Origin of the sequence: Amycolatopsis sp. lyj-90, assembly GCF_046549035.1 — a bacterium.
Lineage (GTDB): Bacteria > Actinomycetota > Actinomycetes > Mycobacteriales > Pseudonocardiaceae > Amycolatopsis.
The window spans coordinates 152,818-170,073 of the sequence record NZ_JAJPWP010000014.1 but is presented as its reverse complement, the minus strand read 5'-3'; the positions used below and the strand labels follow the sequence as shown (position 1 = coordinate 170,073).

Below are 17,256 nucleotides of genomic sequence, written 5' to 3'. Positions count from 1 at the left end.
GCTCCCGGGCCGGGAGACGATTCGTGTGATCACCGCAATGCCCAGGCGGCGATTCCGGGGACGGCGGCGTAGGCCGGGTCTTCGGCGATGGATTCGGGCGAGGCGCCCTCGGCGAGGTCTTCGTACAGCCAGATCCAGTTCTCCACCGCACGGACGAGAGTCCACGCGCGCGTGCGTTCGGCGTCCACCCCGGCCGCCTTGGTGAACCACGCGATTTTTTCGTCCATTGTGGACTCGTCCGCACGGTTCCAGAGGATCGAGATCGCGCCGAACTCGAGGTCACCCGAAAGCGGCTTCGGGTCGATCACCAGCCAGGGTTCGCGTTCACCCGCCAGGACGTTCTCGAAGTGCAGGTCCTCGTTCACCATCAGCTCGCCGGCCGTGGGACCGAGGTTCACGCAGATTTCCACCGCCGCGTCGATGAACTTGCGGTCGAACGGTTCGCCCAGCTCGCTCCAGGTCTCCGGGAGTTCGGTGACCAGCTCCGCGGCCTCCTCGCGCAGGGACCGTTGCAGCGCTTCGGGAGCAGGGACGGCCAGCCGTCGCGCCATCACGCCGATGGTCTCGACGGCCTCCTGGATCGGCTCCGTTTCGAGCGACCGAGTGGCGTCGAGGCGCTCCAGAAGCAGCACGCCGTCCTCGGGAACGTTGTCGTACATCAGCACCGCGCCCTGACCGGCCCAAGTGGACAGTGCCAGGGGTTCGTCGTCGGACTCCTCGTGCGGCCAGCCGAGCTTGAGGATCGCGGGGGAGCCGTCCGCGCGGCGCACGGGCTGGGCGACGCCGACGAAGCCGTGCATGGCCTCGCCGTCGAGTTCGAGATTCCACTTGGCCGTGTACTTCTCGGCGAGGAACGGGAGGGAGTCGAGCCATTCGGCGGCTCCGGGGCCGAGGCCGGCGGCGCGGTCGAGGAATTTGGGCGGGATCTTGAAACCGGTCACGAACCCACCTTGGCAGGCCTGTCCACCGTGTTTCCCCCGTGACCCGCCGGGCGTACCGTGAACAGGGAGAACACAACCCCGGGAGCAGTCATGGTGGTGGAGATTCTCAGTACGATCGCCGTCGCGGGCGGCGCTTGGCTCGCGACGAGCCTTCGCGTGGTGAAACAGTACGAACGCGGCCTCGTCTACCGGTTCGGCCGGGTGCGCGCGACGATCCGGGAGCCCGGCCTCGCGCTGCTGATCCCGTTCGCGGACAGGCTGCAGAAGGTCAACATGCAGATCATCACGATGCCGATCCCCGCGCAGGACGGCATCACCCGCGACAACGTCAGCGTGCGGGTCGACGCGGTCGTGTACTTCAAGGTGGTCGATCCGGTACTGGCCGCGGTGAACGTGCAGGACTACCGCTCGGCCGTCGGCCAGGTCGCGCAGACGTCGCTGCGGTCCATCATCGGCAAGAGCGAGCTGGACGACCTGCTGTCCAACCGCGAACGGCTCAACGAGGGCCTGGAGCTGATGATCGACAACCCGGCGCTGGACTGGGGCATCCACATCGACCGGGTCGAGATCAAGGACGTCGCGCTGCCGGAATCGATGAAACGCTCGATGTCACGCCAGGCCGAAGCCGAACGTGAGCGGCGCGCGCGGGTCATCTCGGCCGATGGTGAACTGCAGGCGTCGTACAAGCTTTCGCAGGCGGCCGCGACCATGGCCGACACCCCGGCGGCGATGCAGCTGCGGCTGCTGGAGACCGTCGTGCAGGTCTCGGCGGAGAAGAACTCGACGCTGGTCCTGCCGTTCCCGGTGGAACTGCTGCGCTTCCTCGACGCGAATACCCCGAAGAAGGAAGTGCCGAAGAAGGAAACGCCGGAGGACAACGGTCAAGTGGCGCCCTCGCCTCGCGAACCGGACGACGCTGCTCCAGGACTCGTGAGTGGTAAGGACGGTTAGAACCGTCCTTACCACTCACGAGACCCGCTAATCCAGCTCGCCGTTGACACCCAAGATGATCAACGTCCCGAAGAACCCGACGTACAGCGCGAGCACGACGTAGCCGATGATCACCGCCGCGAGCGCCATGCCGCGCCCGCCCGCTTCGCCGCGGTTCGCCTTCGCCAGCCCGATGTGCCCCAGGATCAGCCCGACGATCACGGTCACGCACGAGCAGATCCCGACGAGCGAGCACACCAGTCCGGCGATCGCCATCCCGTTGTCCTGCGAACGCGGCGCCGCCGTTCCCGCGTACGGGTTGTACGGCTGGACGTACGGCTGCGGCGGGTACGCCATCGGCTGAGGCGCGGCCGGGTAGGCCGGAAGAGCCGTCGCGTCCGGAGTCGCGAAGGCGGGCGGAACGGGCTCGGCGGTCAGCGGGTCGATGGCCTGCCCGAACGGCTGAGACTCGGTGGCATCACCAGGAGCAGCAGGCGCGGGATCGGAAGCGGCGGGCGCTCCGAACGGCGGAGGCGGCGTGAACGGCGCGGGCGGCTCGAACCGCTGCGGTTCCGCGGGCGACGGGTTCGACACCGTTTCCGACGCGGACGTCGGATCCGAGAAAGTGTTCGAGTCGGTGTAGGACGACGTCGACGGCGTGTCCTGCGGGTCGGAACTGCTGCTCATCCGGTTGGCCCCCTGGTTCGTGCGGGACCCCACCGTATCCGGGCACGGGTCACGAGACGCCCGCGGCACCGATCGCGAACACCACGAAAACGAACCACAGGACGACCGGGATCAGCCACAGCCCGGTGACGACGTAGCCGATGATCATCCCGGCCTGCGCCATGCCCTTGCCGCCCGCTTCGCCGCGTTTGGCCTTCGACAGCGCGATGTGCCCGAAGATGATCCCCAGGATCGCCGGGAAGCACATGATCAGCCCGATCAGCGAGCACACCAGCGACGCCACCGCCATGCCCTGGTCCGGCGGTCGCACGTAGGTCTGCTGGACGTAGAACTGCTGCGAAGGCTGGTACGGCTGGAGGCCGTACGGCTGCTGGAACTGCCCGGAAGGCTGCTGCTGTTGCCCATACGGGTCGTGCGGATTCGTCATGCGGGGTCCCCTCGTCGGCTCAGGACGGTATCGCTAGCGGAAAGCCCCGTGTTTCGCGGCGATGCTGAGCACGACCGGGATCGCGATGGCGTACAGGATGATCATCAGATAGCCGACTATGAAAGCGGCCAGCGCCATGCCCTTGCCGCCCGCTTCGCCGCGCCTCGCCTTCGCGAAGGCGACGTGGCCCAGGACGATCCCCGGGATCACGGACACCAGTCCGATCAGCCCGAAGAGTGAAAAGATCAGGGCGGCGACGGCCAGACCGGAGTCCTTGCTCTGCGCCGGAGGCTGGTTCGGAAAGCCGTACTGCTGTTGCGGTGGGAACCCACCAAAGGGCTGCTGAGTCATCTTCGTCCCCCTCGGACTGTGATCGGCCTGTCACTGTAGTGCCATGGTCACGGATGGCGTACGCGTGACTGCGCTCATAGCGAGGTCCCCGGACAGGCGTCATACTCACCGGTAACCCAGCGCCGGGAGCCCGGTGCGCGCGAATTTAGGGAGCAGCGATGGCTCGCCTCGCCCAGACCGCCGGCTTGACCGACGTGCAGTCCGAAATCCTGGCCACGGTCCGCCAGTTCGTGGACAAGGAGGTCATCCCGCGCGCGCAGGAACTCGAGCACTCCGACACCTATCCCACCGACATCGTCGAGGGGATGAAGGAGATGGGCCTGTTCGGGCTCACCATCCCGGAGGAGTACGGCGGCCTCGGCGAATCGCTGCTGACCTACGCGCTCGTGGTCGAGGAGATCGCGCGCGGCTGGATGAGCGTTTCCGGCGTCATCAACACGCACTTCATCGTGGCGCACATGATCTCCCGCCACGGGACGCCGGAGCAGAAGCAGCACTTCCTGCCCCGCATGGCGACCGGTGAGGTCCGCGGCTCGTTCTCGATGTCCGAGCCGGATCTCGGTTCCGACGTCGCCGCGATCAAGACCCGCGCCCGCAAGACCGACGACGGTTACGTCATCGACGGTTCGAAGATGTGGCTCACCAACGGCGGCAGTTCCAACCTGATCGCGCTGCTCGTCAAGACCGACGAGGGCGCCGAGAAGGCCCACCAGAACCTGACCACGTTCCTGGTCGAGAAGCCCGAGGGCTTCGGCGAGGTCGCTCCCGGCCTCACTATCCCCGGCAAGATCGACAAGATGGGCTACAAGGGCGTCGACACCACCGAGGCCGTTTTCGACGGCTTCAAGATCGGTGCCGACAAGGTCCTCGGCGAAGCCCCGGGCAAGGGCTTCGCGTACATGATGGACGGTGTCGAAGTCGGCCGCGTCAACGTCGCCGCGCGCGCCTGCGGCATCGCGATCCGCGCGTTCGAGCTCGCGGTGGAATACGCCCAGCAGCGCAAGACCTTCGGCAAGGCGATCGCCGAGCACCAGGCGGTGGCGTTCAAACTCGCCGAGATGGCCACCAAGGTCGAGGCCGCGCACCTGATGATGGTCAACGCCGCCCGCCTCAAGGACTCCGGCGAGCGCAACGACGTCGAAGCCGGGATGGCCAAGCTGATCGCGAGCGAGTACTGCGCCGAGGTCACCCAGGACTCGTTCCGCATCCACGGCGGCTACGGCTACTCCAAGGAGTACGAGATCGAGCGCCTGATGCGCGAGGCCCCGTTCCTGCTCATCGGCGAGGGCACCAGCGAGATCCAGAAGACCATCATCAGCCGGGGCCTGCTCCGCGAATACAAGTCACGCTCCTGAACGTTCGCGCCTTTCGCCCGTCCTTGAGAAGATGGACCCGGACGGGCGAGAGGTGATTACGTGAGTGCTCCCTTTGGCGGAGGCGGCCGGGCCGCGGGTGGGTTGCCCAGGCTGCCGACACCGCCTTCAGGCTGGCCGATCGGCTCCTACGCGACGTACGGCGAAGCGCAGCACGCCGTCGATTTTCTCGCGGAGAAGGAGTTCGGGGTCACCGATGTGACGATCGTCGGTGTCGACCTGATACTCGTCGAGCGGGTTCTCGGCAGGCTGAGCTGGGGCCGCGTGTTGGGCACCGGCGCGGTGTCGGGCGCGTGGTTCGGCCTGATCATCGGCCTGCTGCTGGGCATGTTCAACAACCAGGGTTTCGCCTGGCAGCCGATGATCGGCGGGCTCCTGCTCGGGATTCTGGCCTGGACGGTCTTCGCGGCCATCAGCTACAGCATGTCCCGTCGCGACTTCTCGTCGGCAAGCCAACTGGTCGCCAACCGCTACGACGTGCTCTGCCAGCCACGTTCGGCCGAACAGGGCCGGGAGCTCCTCGCTCAGCTCGCGCTGCGACCGCATCGGTGACATTCGGCGGTACTGGTTCACCTGTTCGTCGTGCGATCCGCTGAATCGTTACCGATACTGCTTGCGGGCGTAGATCGCCCGGAATAGGTTGCACAACACCAGTCGGGCGGTCACGTACTCCAGCGGGGCTCGCCCGAGCACTAGCACGTCGGGGTGCTGGCGCGCGGCTTCTTCAACGCGTCCTAGTGCCGCCGAATCCCCCGGCGTGCGCGGGTGAGGAGGCCTCATGGGGAAGAGGATGAGCGCGAGCCGGAGGGGCCGCTCACCAGGCCGCACCGGCTCGCTACTCGGCGCGACAGCGCTGACGGTCGGCCTGCTGGCGGGCTGTGGGTCGGATGCCGGACTCAAGATCAACGTCTACTACGCGCCCGAAGACAACTTCCAGTCCGTTGTGGACGAATGCACCAAGGCCTCGAACGGGCGGTACGAGGTCGTCTACAACAAGCTCCCGCGCCCGGCCGACGGCCAGCGGGAACAGATGGTGCGCCGGCTGGCCGCCGGTGACGATTCACTCGACGTACTGGGGTTGGACGTCACGTGGGTCTCCGAGTTCGCCGAGGCGGGCTGGGCCGACGAATGGACGGGCGAAGCGAAGGCCGAGGCGACCGCCGGTGTGCTGCCGGGGCCGCTCGAAACCGCCATGTGGAACGGAAAACTCTACGCGGCGACCAAGAACACCAACGTCCAGCTGCTCTGGTACGACGACAGGCTGACCCCGAATCCGCCGAAGACCTGGGACGAGATGATCCAGCAGGCCCAGGCGCTCAAGGCGCAGGGCAAACCGGCGAACGTGGTGTTCACCGGCGCCCAGTACGAAGGCCTCGTGGTCATCTACAACACGCTCGTCGAGTCGGCGGGCGGCAAGATCCTGTCCGACGACGGTAAATCGGTCGTGATGGACGCGGGCGCGATCAAGGCGCTGGAGATGCTCAAGAAGGTCACCACGGCCGGGATCACCGATCCGTCGCTGACCAACTCGAAGGAGGACGAGGTCCGCCAGTCCTTCCAGCGCGGCAACGCCGCCTTCGAACTGAACTGGCCGTTCGTCTACGCCTCCTACGCCAAGGAGAAGAAGGACGAACTGCAGCACTTCAAGTGGACCACCTATCCGCAGCTCGAAGCGGGCAAGCCCGCCAAGACCACGATCGGTGGCTACAACCTGGCGGTCAGCTCGACTTCGAAGCACAAGGCCGAGGCCTACGAGGTCGCACTGTGCCTGCGCAACGAGAAGAACCAGAAGTTCTCCGCGCTCAAGGACGGTGTCCCGCCGACGCTCGAATCGCTGTACACCGACACGGTCCCGCTCGACGCGACCGCCGGGGTGAGCGACGACAACCCGAGCATGGACACGAAGTACCCGATGCGGGAAACGATCCTGGACGCGCTCAAGGACGCCGCGGTGCGCCCGCTGACGCCCGCGTACCAGAACGCTTCGACGGTACTGTCGAAGATCCTTTCCCCGCCTTCTGAAATCGATCCGCAGAAGACGGCGGAGAAGCTGAAAGAGCAGCTCGCCGACGCGCTCCAGTCGAAGGGAGTGATCCCGTGACCGTGCAGGAAACCGCCGGTTCGGCGACCAAGAGCGAGCCGGGCAAGAAGGCGAAACCCGTTCTCAGTGAAGGAAAGAAGGCCGAGCGCAGGCTCGGTCTCTGGCTGTGCGCCCCGGCGGCGTTCGTGATGATCGCCGTCACCGGGTATCCGATCGTCTACTCGATCTGGCTTTCGCTGCAGCGCTACGACCTCCGGTTCCCGGCGCAGCAGGAGTTCGTCGGGTTCGACAACTACGTCGCGGTGCTGTCCAACGGTTACTGGTGGACGGCGTTCGGGACGACGATGGGGTTGACCATAGTTTCGGTGGTGATCGAGTTCGTGCTGGGCATGGGCCTGGCGCTGATCATGCACCGGACACTGGTCGGACGGGGCCTCGTGCGGACGGTCGCCCTGATCCCGTACGGCATCGTGACGGTGGTCGCGGCGTTCTCCTGGTACTACGCCTGGACACCGGACACGGGGTATCTGGCCAATCTGTTCTTCCCCGACACCGCGCCGCTGACCGAGTACTGGCCCTCGCTGGCGATCATCGTGCTGGCCGAGGTCTGGAAGACGACGCCGTTCATGGCGCTGCTGCTGATGGCGGGGCTGGCGCTGGTGCCGGACGACCTGCTCAAGGCCGCGTCGATGGACGGCGCGACCGCGTGGCAGCGGTTCACCAAGGTGATGCTGCCGGTGATGAAGCCCGCGATCCTGGTGGCGCTGCTGTTCCGCACCCTGGACGCGTTCCGCATCTTCGACAACATCTTCGTGCTCACCAACGGCGCGCAGGACACGTCTTCGGTGTCGATGCAGACCTACAACAACCTGGTCAAGGGGTTGAACCTCGGGATCGGGTCGACGATGGCGGTGCTGATCTTCATCACGGTGGCGATCATCGCGTTCATCTTCATCAAGGTGTTCGGCACGGCCGCACCTGGTAGTGACAACGGGGGTAAGCGCTGATGGTGATGGGTGGAGCGGTCACTCCCGGCCGCAAACTCAAGTGGGGCGTGGTGGATCTCCTCGTCCTGGTGTTCGCGCTGTTCCCGGTGCTGTGGGTGGTGTCCCTTTCGTTCAAGACCAAGGAAACCCTGGACGACGGGTCCTTCATCCCGAAGGAATGGACCTGGCAGAACTACGCGGACATCTTCGAGACCACGGAGTTCATCCGGGCACTGGTGAACTCGATCGGGATCGCGATCATCGCGACGGTGATCGCGGTCGTCCTCGGCACGATGGCGGCGTACGCGATCGCGCGGCTCGACTTCCCCGGCAAGCAGCTGCTGGTCGGGATGTCGCTGCTGATCGCGATGTTCCCGCAGGTGTCGCTGGTGACGCCGCTGTTCAACATCGAACGTGAGCTGGGGTTGTTCGACACCTGGCCGGGGCTGATCCTGCCCTACATCACGTTCGCGCTGCCGCTGTCGATCTACACGCTTTCCGCGTTCTTCCGCGAAATCCCGTGGGAGCTGGAAAAAGCGGCGAAGATGGACGGCGCGACCCCGGCGCAGGCGTTCCGGAAGGTGATCGCGCCACTGGCCGCACCAGGGGTGTTCACCACCGCGATCCTGGTGTTCATCTTCTGCTGGAACGACTTCCTGTTCGCGATCTCGCTGACCTCGACCGAGTCCTCGCGGACGGTCCCGGCGGCGTTGTCGTTCTTCACCGGGTCCTCGCAGTTCGAAGACCCCACCGGGACGATCTCCGCGGCCGCCGTGGTGATCACCGTCCCGATCATCCTGTTCGTGTTGTTCTTCCAGCGTCGCATCGTGGCGGGGCTGACGTCCGGTGCGGTGAAGGGCTGACCCATGGCTGAAATCGTTCTCGAAAAAGTCTCCAAGAAGTACCCCGACGGCGCCCTCGCAGTGTCCGAAGTGGACATGACCATCGCCGACGGCGAGTTCATCATCCTGGTCGGCCCGTCCGGCTGCGGCAAGTCCACGACGCTGAACATGGTCGCCGGCCTGGAGGACATCTCCTCCGGCGAACTGCGCATCGACGGCAAGCGCGTCAACGAAAAGGCGCCGAAGGACCGTGACATCGCGATGGTGTTCCAGTCCTACGCCCTGTATCCGCACATGAGCGTGCGGGAGAACATGGCGTTCCCGTTGCGGCTGGCCAAGGTCGACGACAAGACCGTGCGCGCGAAGGTCGAAGAGGCCGCGAAGATCCTCGACCTGACAGGGCACCTCGACCGCAAACCGGCGAACCTCTCCGGCGGGCAGCGCCAGCGGGTCGCGATGGGACGCGCGATCGTCCGTAATCCCAAGGCGTTCCTGATGGACGAGCCGCTGTCCAACCTGGACGCGAAGCTCCGCGGCCAGATGCGGACCTCGGTTTCGAAGATCCAGAAACAGCTGGGCACGACGACGCTGTACGTCACGCACGACCAGACCGAGGCCATGACCCTCGGCGACCGGGTCGTCGTGCTCCGGGCGGGCTACGTGCAGCAGATCGGGTCGCCGCAGTTCCTCTACGACAACCCGGCGAACCTGTTCGTGGCCGGGTTCATCGGCAGCCCGTCGATGAACTTCGTGCCCGCGACGCTGGAGAACGGCACCGCCCGCAGCGCGCTGGGCGACATCCCGCTCACCGACCGGGTGCGGCAGCTGGTCGAGGCCGCCGACGCGCCGCGTGAGGTCATCGTCGGCATCAGGCCGGAGCACTTCGAGGACGCCGCACTGGTGGACGCGTCCGCCCGTCAGGGCGCGACGTTCACCGCCCACGTGGACGTCCTCGAGTCGATGGGTTCGGAGAAGTTCGCGCACTTCTCGGTCGAGGGTGAGGCCGCGTCGTCGTCCGACCTCGCGGATCTGGCCGCCGACAGCGGCTCCTCGGACGTTCCCGGCTCCGAGTCGCAGATCGTGGCCCGGCTGTCCGCGGCGTCCTCGGCCGCGGAGAACCAGAACGTAGAACTCTGGTTCGACGCAGACAAGATCAAGCTGTTCGACGGGGCCAGCGGCAAGAACCTGACCTACACCGCCTAGTCCATCCATGCCCCCGCCGCCGCCCTCAACGGAGGAGCTGCGCTCCCGGGGCTTGACCAAGGCTCGTCCTGCCCGGGCTCAGTACTCGCTCTCGGGCAGGGCGAGCCACATCACGAGGTAGACGATGAACTGCGGGCCCGGCAGCAGGCAGGAGAGCACGGCGAGCAGGCGGACCTTGCCCGGCGTGGTGCCGAACCGTTTGGCGAGACCGGCGCAGACGCCGCCGATCATGCGGCCCTGGCGGGGGCGGGTCAGGCGGGTGGCTACGGAGTTGCTCACGGGTTCTTCCCTCTCGGTCGTCGCGGTGTGTGAAACCCATTTTCGTCGCGCGACGCCGCTCCCGCATCCCACCGCGGAACGAAACAGACCCCTAAGGGCGTGAAATCGCCGTGAGGTGACCACCTGCGAAAACCCGGCTGACCCTGTGTTCTTCGCCCGTAAGGGGTGGTGTTCCGGGCTGTTTTGACGATACTGCTCCGGTGCGCCCGAAGAGTCTGATCGCAGTTCTCGGTGGCCTGTTCCTCGCCGCGGCCTGCGCCGCGCCGGAACCGGCGGTGACGCCGTCGCCGACCACGGCCCGCGACGAGGCCCTGACCGCCGCGGAGGCGCTCGGGGACTACTCGTCCCTCGATTACTGCAGCCTGGTCGACCAGAAAAAGGTGATCGGTGGCGGAAACGCCGTCAAACCACCGCTGACCTCCTTCGAATTCTGCCGCCTGGAATTCGTCGAAGGCGCCAATCGCTACACCGTGACCACCGGCCCGATCACTTCCGGGCAGGATCCGAACAACCAGCCCTACGACTACGCCGGCCTGTTGCCGGAAGGCGTCAGCGTCCAGCAGTCGACGTTCAACGAGGACACCACCTGTACGCGGCTGCTGACCTTCGCCGACGGTATCCGGCTGGCCGTCGCCGTCACCTCCGACAACACCGCCCCGGCCAACCAGGCCGACCGCTGCCGGATCGCCGACGCGACGGTCGGCAGCGCGTCGGGAGCGATCACCGCGCGGAAGGTCGGGCGGCTGAACCTCGACCAGCGCTCGTGGGGCCGCGTCGCCCCCTGCGCGACGCTCGACCAGCACGAGCTCGACGCCGCCGCGGGGCCGGAGACCAAACCCGCCCCGGCGCTGTCCGGGCACAGCTGCATCCGCGGCAAGGTCAGCTTCTCGCTGTCGGTGGGGGCGGACACCACGCCGGGCGCGACGGAGGCGCTGGGCGGACGGCAGGCCCAGGTCGTCACATCGGGCGCGTTCTGCCAGGTGACCACGCACCGGCCGATCCCGGGGACCCCGGAGCGGGTCGAGCAGGCGATGCTCTCGGTGGTCGGCGTCGACGGGGCGGAGGGAGACGCCACGTGCGCCGCGGCGCGGGAAGTCGCGGTGGTGGTGTTCCCGAAGCTCCCCTGACCGCGTTTCGTCCTCTAGTTGCGGTACTTGCGCGCGCAACTACCGCAACTAGAGGACGAAACGCGGGTCAACGCAGCTTCGGCAGCCTGAAGGAGCACATCACTTCGTCCAGTGCCTCGAAGTCCAGCGGCGGATGCGGCAGCGGGGTGGCGCGGCCGGGTTCGGCGCGCAGGCCGTCCAGGAGCAGCGCGAGGCAGCGGCGCCACAGGTCCGGCTGGATACCGTGCGTGAACTCGATGACCGAACCGACCATCTGGTGCAGCAGGGGCATGTCCGTCGGCACGATGTCGGCGCGGAGGACACCCGCCGTCTGAGCCCGCTCGACGAGCTGTGTGATCAACGGCACCATGCGTGCTTTCGCCTCGGCGACGCGTTCCTGGCCGAAGACGTTCGACAGCATGACTTCGCGTAACCCGCGGTCACCGGCGTGCAGTTCGGCCGCGCGCCAGGTGAAGTCGGTGAAGCCCTTCCAGGGATCTTCGGCCCGGAGCGCCTCTTCGGCGAACTGGCGGATCGTCTCGAACTGGTCGACGAACATGGCCTCGACCAGGTGTTCCTTGCTCGGGAAGCGGCGGTAGACGGTGCCGACGCCGACTCCCGCGTGATGTGCGACGTCGTCGAGCGTCGCTTCGAGCCCGCGCTCGCCGAAGACATCGCGTGCCGCCGCGATGATGCGCTGCCGATTGAGTTCAGCGTCGCGCCGCAGCGGCCGCGCCGGTGCGGCGGGAGCGAGGTCCCGTGCCATCTGTCCAGCTTAACAAACGAAGTAGAGGACGCTTCTCCGCTTTTCGGGTACCTTGGCGACGAAAGGGGAGATACCTACTCCACATAGCTTCTCCGTCACTATCGGTGAGGAAACCGCCCGTATGCCTGAGTCATCCACCGCTGTCGTCACGCCGCCGGGGGCCGGCGCCACGCAGCACACCAACCCGCACCACGCCAGGAGATGGCTCATCCTGGTGATGATCGGTCTCGCCCAGCTGATGGTGGTGCTCGACGCCACCGTCGTGAACATCGCGCTCCCGTCGGCGCAGCAGGACCTCAACTTCTCGAACGACGCCCGCCAGTGGGTCGTCACCGCCTACGCGCTCGCGTTCGGCAGCCTGCTCCTGCTGGGCGGCCGGCTCGCCGATCTCTTCGGCCGCAAACGCGCGTTCCTGGTCGGGCTCGCCGGTTTCGCCATCGTTTCGGCGATCGGCGGCGCCGCCGGCAGCATCGAAATGCTGCTCGTCGCCCGCGCCGCACAGGGTGTCTTCGGCGCCCTTCTCGCTCCGGCGGCCCTTTCGCTGCTGACCACGACCTTCACCGACCCGAAGGAACGCGGTAAGGCCTTCGGCGTCTTCGGTGCGATCGGTGGTGGCGGCGCGGCGATCGGCCTGCTGCTCGGCGGCGTGCTGACCGAGTACCTCGACTGGCGCTGGTCGATGTACGTCAACATCATCTTCGCGGTGGTCGCGTTCGCCGGTTCGTTCGTGCTGCTGAAGAACTCCGAGACCGAAGGCCCCCGCCCGAAGCTCGACATCCCGGGCACCATCACCGCGTCGGCCGGGCTCTTCGCGCTGGTCTACGGCTTCGCGAACGCCGAGCGCGACTCGTGGTCCTCGATCTCGGTCTGGGGTTTCCTCGCCGCCGGTGTCGTGCTGCTGGCCGCCTTCGTGGTGATCCAGCAGCGGGCCGAACACCCGCTCCTGCCGCTGCGCGTGCTGCTCGACCGCGACCGCGGCGGCTCGTACCTCGCGATGTTCCTGCTCGCCATCGGGATGTTCTCGATCTTCCTGTTCCTCACCTTCTACATCCAGCTGAACCTCGGGTTCACGCCGGTGCAGAGCGGGGTCGCGTTCCTGCCGATGGTGGCCACCCTGATGGCCAGCGCGACGTCGGCGACAGCCGTGCTGCTGCCGAAGTTCGGCGCGAAACCGTTGGTGTCACTGGGAATGCTGACCGCCGGGGCGGGCCTGTTCTGGCTCTCGGCGATCGACACCACCAGCACCTACGCCAGCGGCGTACTGTTCCCGCTGATGATCATGGGCGTCGGCATCGGCCTCGCCATGGCGCCCGCCATGAGCGTCGCGACCTTCGGGGTCGACACGCACGACGCCGGTGTGGCGTCCGCGGCGGTCAACACCGCTCAGCAGGTCGGCGGCTCGATCGGGACCGCGCTGCTGAGCACGCTGGCCGGTAACGCGGCGACGTCCTTCTTGGTCGGCAAGACGCCTACGCCGCAACTCGCGGCCGAAGCGGCCGTGCACAGTTACACGACCGCTTTCGTTTGGGGCGGGTGGATCTTCGTGATCGGTGCGGTGATCTGCGGGCTGCTGCTGCGGTCCGGCGCTCCGGCGAAGGCGACCGCTCCGGTGGCTGTGCACATGTAGGTCACTGTGCGCGTGGGGGGATGCTATGAAAGGCCCGTTACTTGCAAATTTTGCAAGTAACGGGCCTTTCATAGCACGCGCGGAGCGCGTCAGCGGGACTGCGACCGCACCGCTTCGAAGACCTCGTCGTCCCACCGGTGCGTCCGGATCAGCCGGTACCGTTCGCAGGCGACCCACAGGTAAGCCTCGGCGTCCGTGCGCGAGCCGATCAGATCCGCTTGCCGCAGCATCGCCACCACCGGAACGAATTCCTCGTCGAACCACCGCTGCGCCAGCGTCGCGCGGTCGGAGTAGCGGCCTTCGTCCTGCATCAGCCGGAAACCCCACGCCTCCACGTGCTCACCGAGCCGCGCGTAGTCCCACGGATCCGTGAACACCACCGAAGCCCGCGATTGCCCGGAAAGCGGGACGCGCTCCAGGAACAGCCGCCGGTAGTCCTTGACGATCAGGTCGCCGCGGTACCGGATCCCGCTCGGGTCCAGTTTGGTCCGCACCTCGGTGACCATCGCCTCTATTGTGGACAGTCCCATCGCGTGCGCCACCGAAACGCGGTGGTGCCCGTCGATGATGAAATGCAGTTCCCCGACGCGGTACACCTCGATCGGCGGAATCGACTCGCCGCGCCTGGTCGCGAGGGCCAGCCGTTCCCAGCGTTCGCGGACGCGGCCGGAGGTCGGGCGGAAGCGGCGGTCGAAGTCCCGGCCGCGGTCGACGCTGCCGACGATCGAGTCGAGCCGGATCACCCTTGCCCCGATCCTCCGCTCGCCGAGATAGCCGAGCGCGTCGACGACTTCGTGGAACGGCAGCATGATGTTGACGTCGTCGGGCTCGCCGCGCAGCCAGTTCGCCAGCCGGGACAGCACCTGACGCCGTCGCGCGCGGAGGAAGTCGTGTTCCGCGTCAGCCCTGGGAAATCCGGTGTCCTTCATAGGAACTCCATGATCCGGTGCCCGACCACGTTCCGTACCGTGGTCCCGCCGACCACCCGGTCCGGCACGGGTTCACCGTGCGGGTGGATGTGCCCGTGCAGCAACCATTTCGGCCGCAACAACTCGATCGTGCGATGGAGACAGTCGAAACCGCGGTGCGGCGGGTCCTCGCGGTCGCCGCAGTGCCGCGGCGGCGCGTGGGTGAGCAGGACGTCGACGTCCCGCCCGTCCCGCCAGCGGCGGAACCGCGCCCGGCGCACCAGCCGCCGGGCCCGCCGCGCCTGCTGGCGTTGCGTCCACTGGTTCGGGCCGTCGTTGTAGCGGACCGAGCCGCCGAGCCCGGCGAACCGGAGCCCGCCGATGTCGACGATCCGGCCGTCCGCGTTCACCCCGCCCGCCGGGCCCGGCCACACCGCGGGAAAGCCGTCCTTCATGGACAGCCCGCCGTAGCGGGTGTAGCCGGACAGGTCGGGATCGTGGTTGCCCGGGACGAAGACGCACGGCACGTCGAGCGCGCTCGCCAGGAACTCGAGGTAGTCGTACGGCAGGTCGCCGGCACCGATTACGAGGTCGGCCCGGTGATGGTGGACAGCGGACGTCCACAATCGCTCCTCGACCTCGTCCGCGACGACCAGCGCCTTCATGCGCTCCAGCGTAATGCCGGAGGCGCTACTTGGGGCCGTGCGCGAACGCGGGGTCCTTGGCGATGATCGCGATCACGATGCCCAGCCAGACGACGCAGAAGGCGAGGGCCCAGAACTTGAGGTTGGTCAGGATCCTTGGCATGAGGGAACTCCAGAACTACCGAAAGGGGAAGAGCGGTCAGAGCCAGCGGTTCTTCCGGAATATTCGGTAGAGCAGGATGCAGACGCCGAAGATGACCGTCATCGCCAGCGGGTAGCCGAAGCGCCAGTGCAGCTCCGGCATGTAGTCGAAGTTCATCCCGTAGATACCGGCCAGCGCCGTCGGGACCGCGATGATCGCCGCCCACGCGGTGATCTTGCGCATGTCGGTGTTCTGCTGGAGCGTGATCTTCGCCAGTGTCGCGTCGACCAGGGTGGTCAGCAGCTCGTCGAAGTTCGCGACCCGCTCCGCGACCGTGGTGAGGTGGTCCGAGACGTCGCGGAAGTAGGAGCGGACCTCGTCCGGGATCAGCCGCGTGTAGCCCTCGGCCAGCCGCTGCAGCGGGGTCCCGAGCGGCATGACCGCGCGGCGCAGTTCCAGCACCTCGCGCTTCATGAAGTAGATCTGCTCGGCGCTCACCTTGGAGCGCGGCGCGAAGACGTGCGTCTCCATCTCGTCGATGTCCGACTCGATCGCGGTGGTGACGTCGAGGTAGTGGTCGACGACGTGGTCCGCGATCGCGTGCAGCACCGCGGACGGCCCGAGGGCGAGCCGCTCCGGGTCCTGGTCGAGTTCGCGGCGCAGCCTGGCCAGGCCCGAGTGGTTCCCGTGCCGCACGGTGATCACGAAATCGCGGCCGAGGAACGCCATCAGCTCGCCGGTCTCGACGATCTCGTTCGCCGTCGCGGGCGACTCGTGCTCGACGTAGCGGACCGTCTTCAACACCATGAACAGCGTGTCGTCGTAGCGCTCGAGCTTGGGCCGCTGGTGCGCCTCCAGCGCGTCCTCGACGGCCAGTTCGTGCAGGCCGAAGGTCTCCGCGATGCCCTGGATCTGGACCGCGTCGGGCTCGTGCAGGCCGATCCAGACGAAGCCGGCGTGCCGTTTGCGGACCTCTTTGATGGCCTCGGAGTGCGACCAGCGGCCGGGCAGGCGCTTGCCCTCCACGTACACCGCGCAGTCGACGACGTACGCCGAAAGGGGGACGGGCAGCGGGCGCTCGGGGGCGCCTTTGGCTCGGCCGTTGCTCCGGCCGCGAAGGCCGCCGAGCGAGGGAATGGCAGGCATGGGATCTCCTGGGCAGACGTCGTGCGTTGATGCGCGAAGACGACGGGCCAAGCGGTCGGGGGGCCGCTCGGCGAGGCCAGCGTTCCCGGTTTCGTCAGCCCTGCCAGGTGGGGATCCGGCGAGACGTGAAGGCGGAAACGCTGCGACTACTAGGAAGCGGACTATCGCCACTGGACATCGGGTTCCTCACCTCCTTCGGCTCGGCGGACGGTTACGCAGTGGTGTGGGTCGCGTTGACGACCCGACACCAATGGTCGAGGGTACTCCTCAACACGAAAGCCTGTCGTTCCAGGTTCACGCCGCGTTACTTCGTGCAGGAGGAATGGGTGCAGTTCGGTCGCTATTACGAAGAGTTCGAGGTCGGCGCGGTCTACAAGCACTGGCCGGGCAAAACGGTCACCGAGTACGACGACCACCTGTTCTGCCTCATCACCATGAATCACCATCCGCTGCACCTCGACGCGCACTACGCCGGGGAGACCACCGACTTCGGCAAGAACGTCGTGGTCGGCAACTACGTCTACTCGCTGTTGCTGGGGATGTCGGTGCCGGACGTGTCCGGCAAGGCGATCGCGAACCTCGAGGTCGAGTCGCTGAAACACGTGAAGCCGACCTTCCACGGTGACACCATCTACGGCGAGACCGAGGTCCTGGACAAGACGCCGTCGAAGTCGAAGGACGATCGCGGTGTCGTCTACGTCGAGACCCGCGGTTACAAGCAGGACGGCACGATCGTGTGTGTGTTCCGTCGCAAGGTGATGGTGCCGAAGCGGTCCTACGGTGACGCCAGGGGCGGCGAGCAGCCCGGCCGTCCCGTGCCGCACGAATAACGGCTGTCAGGAACCGGAGAGGGAGCG

19 protein-coding genes are annotated in these 17,256 nt (G+C 66.9%); 10 read left to right on the top strand and 9 right to left on the bottom strand.

Annotated features, from left to right (window positions below):
* Positions 1-29: 29 nt before the first annotated feature.
* Positions 30-941, bottom strand: a complete 912-nt coding sequence (locus tag ACLJPX_RS39970; protein WP_410605435.1) for an aminoglycoside phosphotransferase family protein — start codon at positions 939-941, stop codon at positions 30-32.
* Positions 942-1,031: 90 nt separating this feature from the next.
* Here ACLJPX_RS39970 and ACLJPX_RS39965 point away from each other — a divergent pair, with 90 nt between their 5' ends.
* A complete protein-coding gene (locus ACLJPX_RS39965; protein WP_410605434.1) occupies positions 1,032-1,892 on the top strand; it encodes a slipin family protein in 861 nt (286 codons plus the stop codon).
* Positions 1,893-1,919: 27 nt separating this feature from the next.
* On the opposite strand, the gene ACLJPX_RS39960 is transcribed toward ACLJPX_RS39965, so the two are convergent.
* From ACLJPX_RS39960 to ACLJPX_RS39950, 3 genes are read right to left on the bottom strand one after another with little or no spacing between them, the layout of a single operon-like run.
* Positions 1,920-2,558 carry a DUF4190 domain-containing protein gene (locus tag ACLJPX_RS39960; protein ID WP_410605433.1) on the bottom strand — a complete coding sequence of 213 codons (639 nt, stop codon included), beginning with the start codon at positions 2,556-2,558 and terminating at the stop codon, positions 1,920-1,922.
* Positions 2,559-2,607: 49 nt separating this feature from the next.
* Positions 2,608-2,985, bottom strand: a complete 378-nt coding sequence (locus ACLJPX_RS39955; RefSeq protein WP_101612488.1) for a DUF4190 domain-containing protein — start codon at positions 2,983-2,985, stop codon at positions 2,608-2,610.
* A gap of 33 nt (positions 2,986-3,018) precedes the next feature.
* Positions 3,019-3,336, bottom strand: a complete 318-nt coding sequence (locus ACLJPX_RS39950; RefSeq protein ID WP_410605432.1) for a DUF4190 domain-containing protein — start codon at positions 3,334-3,336, stop codon at positions 3,019-3,021.
* A 158-nt stretch (positions 3,337-3,494) separates the two neighbouring features.
* Between ACLJPX_RS39950 and ACLJPX_RS39945 the strand changes: the two genes are divergently transcribed.
* The 6 genes from ACLJPX_RS39945 (at position 3,495) to ACLJPX_RS39920 (ending at position 9,781) form a co-directional block, all read left to right on the top strand.
* A complete protein-coding gene (locus ACLJPX_RS39945) occupies positions 3,495-4,691 on the top strand; it encodes an acyl-CoA dehydrogenase family protein (RefSeq protein ID WP_410605431.1) in 1,197 nt (398 codons plus the stop codon).
* Positions 4,692-4,751: 60 nt separating this feature from the next.
* Entirely contained in the window at positions 4,752-5,261 is a 510-nt protein-coding gene (locus ACLJPX_RS39940) for a general stress protein (RefSeq protein ID WP_410605430.1), read from the top strand.
* Between the two features lie 226 nt (positions 5,262-5,487).
* The gene (locus ACLJPX_RS39935) at positions 5,488-6,810 is read left to right on the top strand and encodes an ABC transporter substrate-binding protein (RefSeq protein ID WP_410605429.1); all 1,323 of its coding nucleotides are present in this window, start codon (positions 5,488-5,490) and stop codon (positions 6,808-6,810) included.
* Positions 6,807-7,757 carry a carbohydrate ABC transporter permease gene (locus ACLJPX_RS39930; RefSeq protein WP_410605428.1) on the top strand — a complete coding sequence of 317 codons (951 nt, stop codon included), beginning with the start codon at positions 6,807-6,809 and terminating at the stop codon, positions 7,755-7,757. The genes ACLJPX_RS39935 and ACLJPX_RS39930 overlap by 4 nt, the downstream gene beginning before the upstream one ends.
* Positions 7,757-8,599 (top strand): carbohydrate ABC transporter permease, encoded by an 843-nt coding sequence (locus ACLJPX_RS39925; RefSeq protein WP_101612496.1) that lies wholly within the window; start codon positions 7,757-7,759, stop codon positions 8,597-8,599. The genes ACLJPX_RS39930 and ACLJPX_RS39925 overlap by 1 nt, the downstream gene beginning before the upstream one ends.
* Positions 8,600-8,602: 3 nt before the next feature.
* Complete coding sequence (locus ACLJPX_RS39920; protein ID WP_410605427.1) at positions 8,603-9,781, top strand: ABC transporter ATP-binding protein; 1,179 nt, start codon at positions 8,603-8,605, stop codon at positions 9,779-9,781.
* A 78-nt stretch (positions 9,782-9,859) separates the two neighbouring features.
* Here the strand turns inward: ACLJPX_RS39920 and ACLJPX_RS39915 are convergent, their stop codons facing one another.
* Entirely contained in the window at positions 9,860-10,060 is a 201-nt protein-coding gene (locus tag ACLJPX_RS39915) for a PspC domain-containing protein (RefSeq protein WP_101612498.1), read from the bottom strand.
* Positions 10,061-10,260: 200 nt separating this feature from the next.
* On the opposite strand from ACLJPX_RS39915, the gene ACLJPX_RS39910 reads away from it, so the two are divergent.
* Positions 10,261-11,187 carry a hypothetical protein gene (locus ACLJPX_RS39910; RefSeq protein WP_410605426.1) on the top strand — a complete coding sequence of 309 codons (927 nt, stop codon included), beginning with the start codon at positions 10,261-10,263 and terminating at the stop codon, positions 11,185-11,187.
* A 67-nt stretch (positions 11,188-11,254) separates the two neighbouring features.
* On the opposite strand, the gene ACLJPX_RS39905 is transcribed toward ACLJPX_RS39910, so the two are convergent.
* Positions 11,255-11,932: a TetR/AcrR family transcriptional regulator gene (locus ACLJPX_RS39905; RefSeq protein WP_101612500.1), complete on the bottom strand. Its 678-nt coding sequence runs from the start codon at positions 11,930-11,932 to the stop codon at positions 11,255-11,257.
* A 121-nt stretch (positions 11,933-12,053) separates the two neighbouring features.
* Here ACLJPX_RS39905 and ACLJPX_RS39900 point away from each other — a divergent pair, with 121 nt between their 5' ends.
* Positions 12,054-13,559 (top strand): MFS transporter, encoded by a 1,506-nt coding sequence (locus ACLJPX_RS39900; RefSeq protein WP_410605425.1) that lies wholly within the window; start codon positions 12,054-12,056, stop codon positions 13,557-13,559.
* Positions 13,560-13,648: 89 nt separating this feature from the next.
* Here ACLJPX_RS39900 and ACLJPX_RS39895 read toward each other — a convergent pair whose 3' ends face one another.
* The 3 genes from ACLJPX_RS39895 to corA all read right to left on the bottom strand — a co-directional run bounded on the left by ACLJPX_RS39895 (position 13,649) and on the right by corA (position 16,399).
* Positions 13,649-14,488: a ParB N-terminal domain-containing protein gene (locus ACLJPX_RS39895; protein WP_101612502.1), complete on the bottom strand. Its 840-nt coding sequence runs from the start codon at positions 14,486-14,488 to the stop codon at positions 13,649-13,651.
* Positions 14,485-15,132, bottom strand: coding sequence for a metallophosphoesterase family protein (locus tag ACLJPX_RS39890; protein WP_410605424.1), 648 nt, complete (start codon positions 15,130-15,132; stop codon positions 14,485-14,487). The genes ACLJPX_RS39895 and ACLJPX_RS39890 overlap by 4 nt, the downstream gene beginning before the upstream one ends.
* A 178-nt stretch (positions 15,133-15,310) precedes the next feature.
* The gene (gene corA / locus ACLJPX_RS39885) at positions 15,311-16,399 is read right to left on the bottom strand and encodes a magnesium/cobalt transporter CorA (RefSeq protein ID WP_410605423.1); all 1,089 of its coding nucleotides are present in this window, start codon (positions 16,397-16,399) and stop codon (positions 15,311-15,313) included.
* A 326-nt stretch (positions 16,400-16,725) separates the two neighbouring features.
* On the opposite strand from corA, the gene ACLJPX_RS39880 reads away from it, so the two are divergent.
* A complete protein-coding gene (locus tag ACLJPX_RS39880; RefSeq protein ID WP_076163453.1) occupies positions 16,726-17,229 on the top strand; it encodes a MaoC family dehydratase in 504 nt (167 codons plus the stop codon).
* Positions 17,230-17,256: the final 27 nt, after the last annotated feature.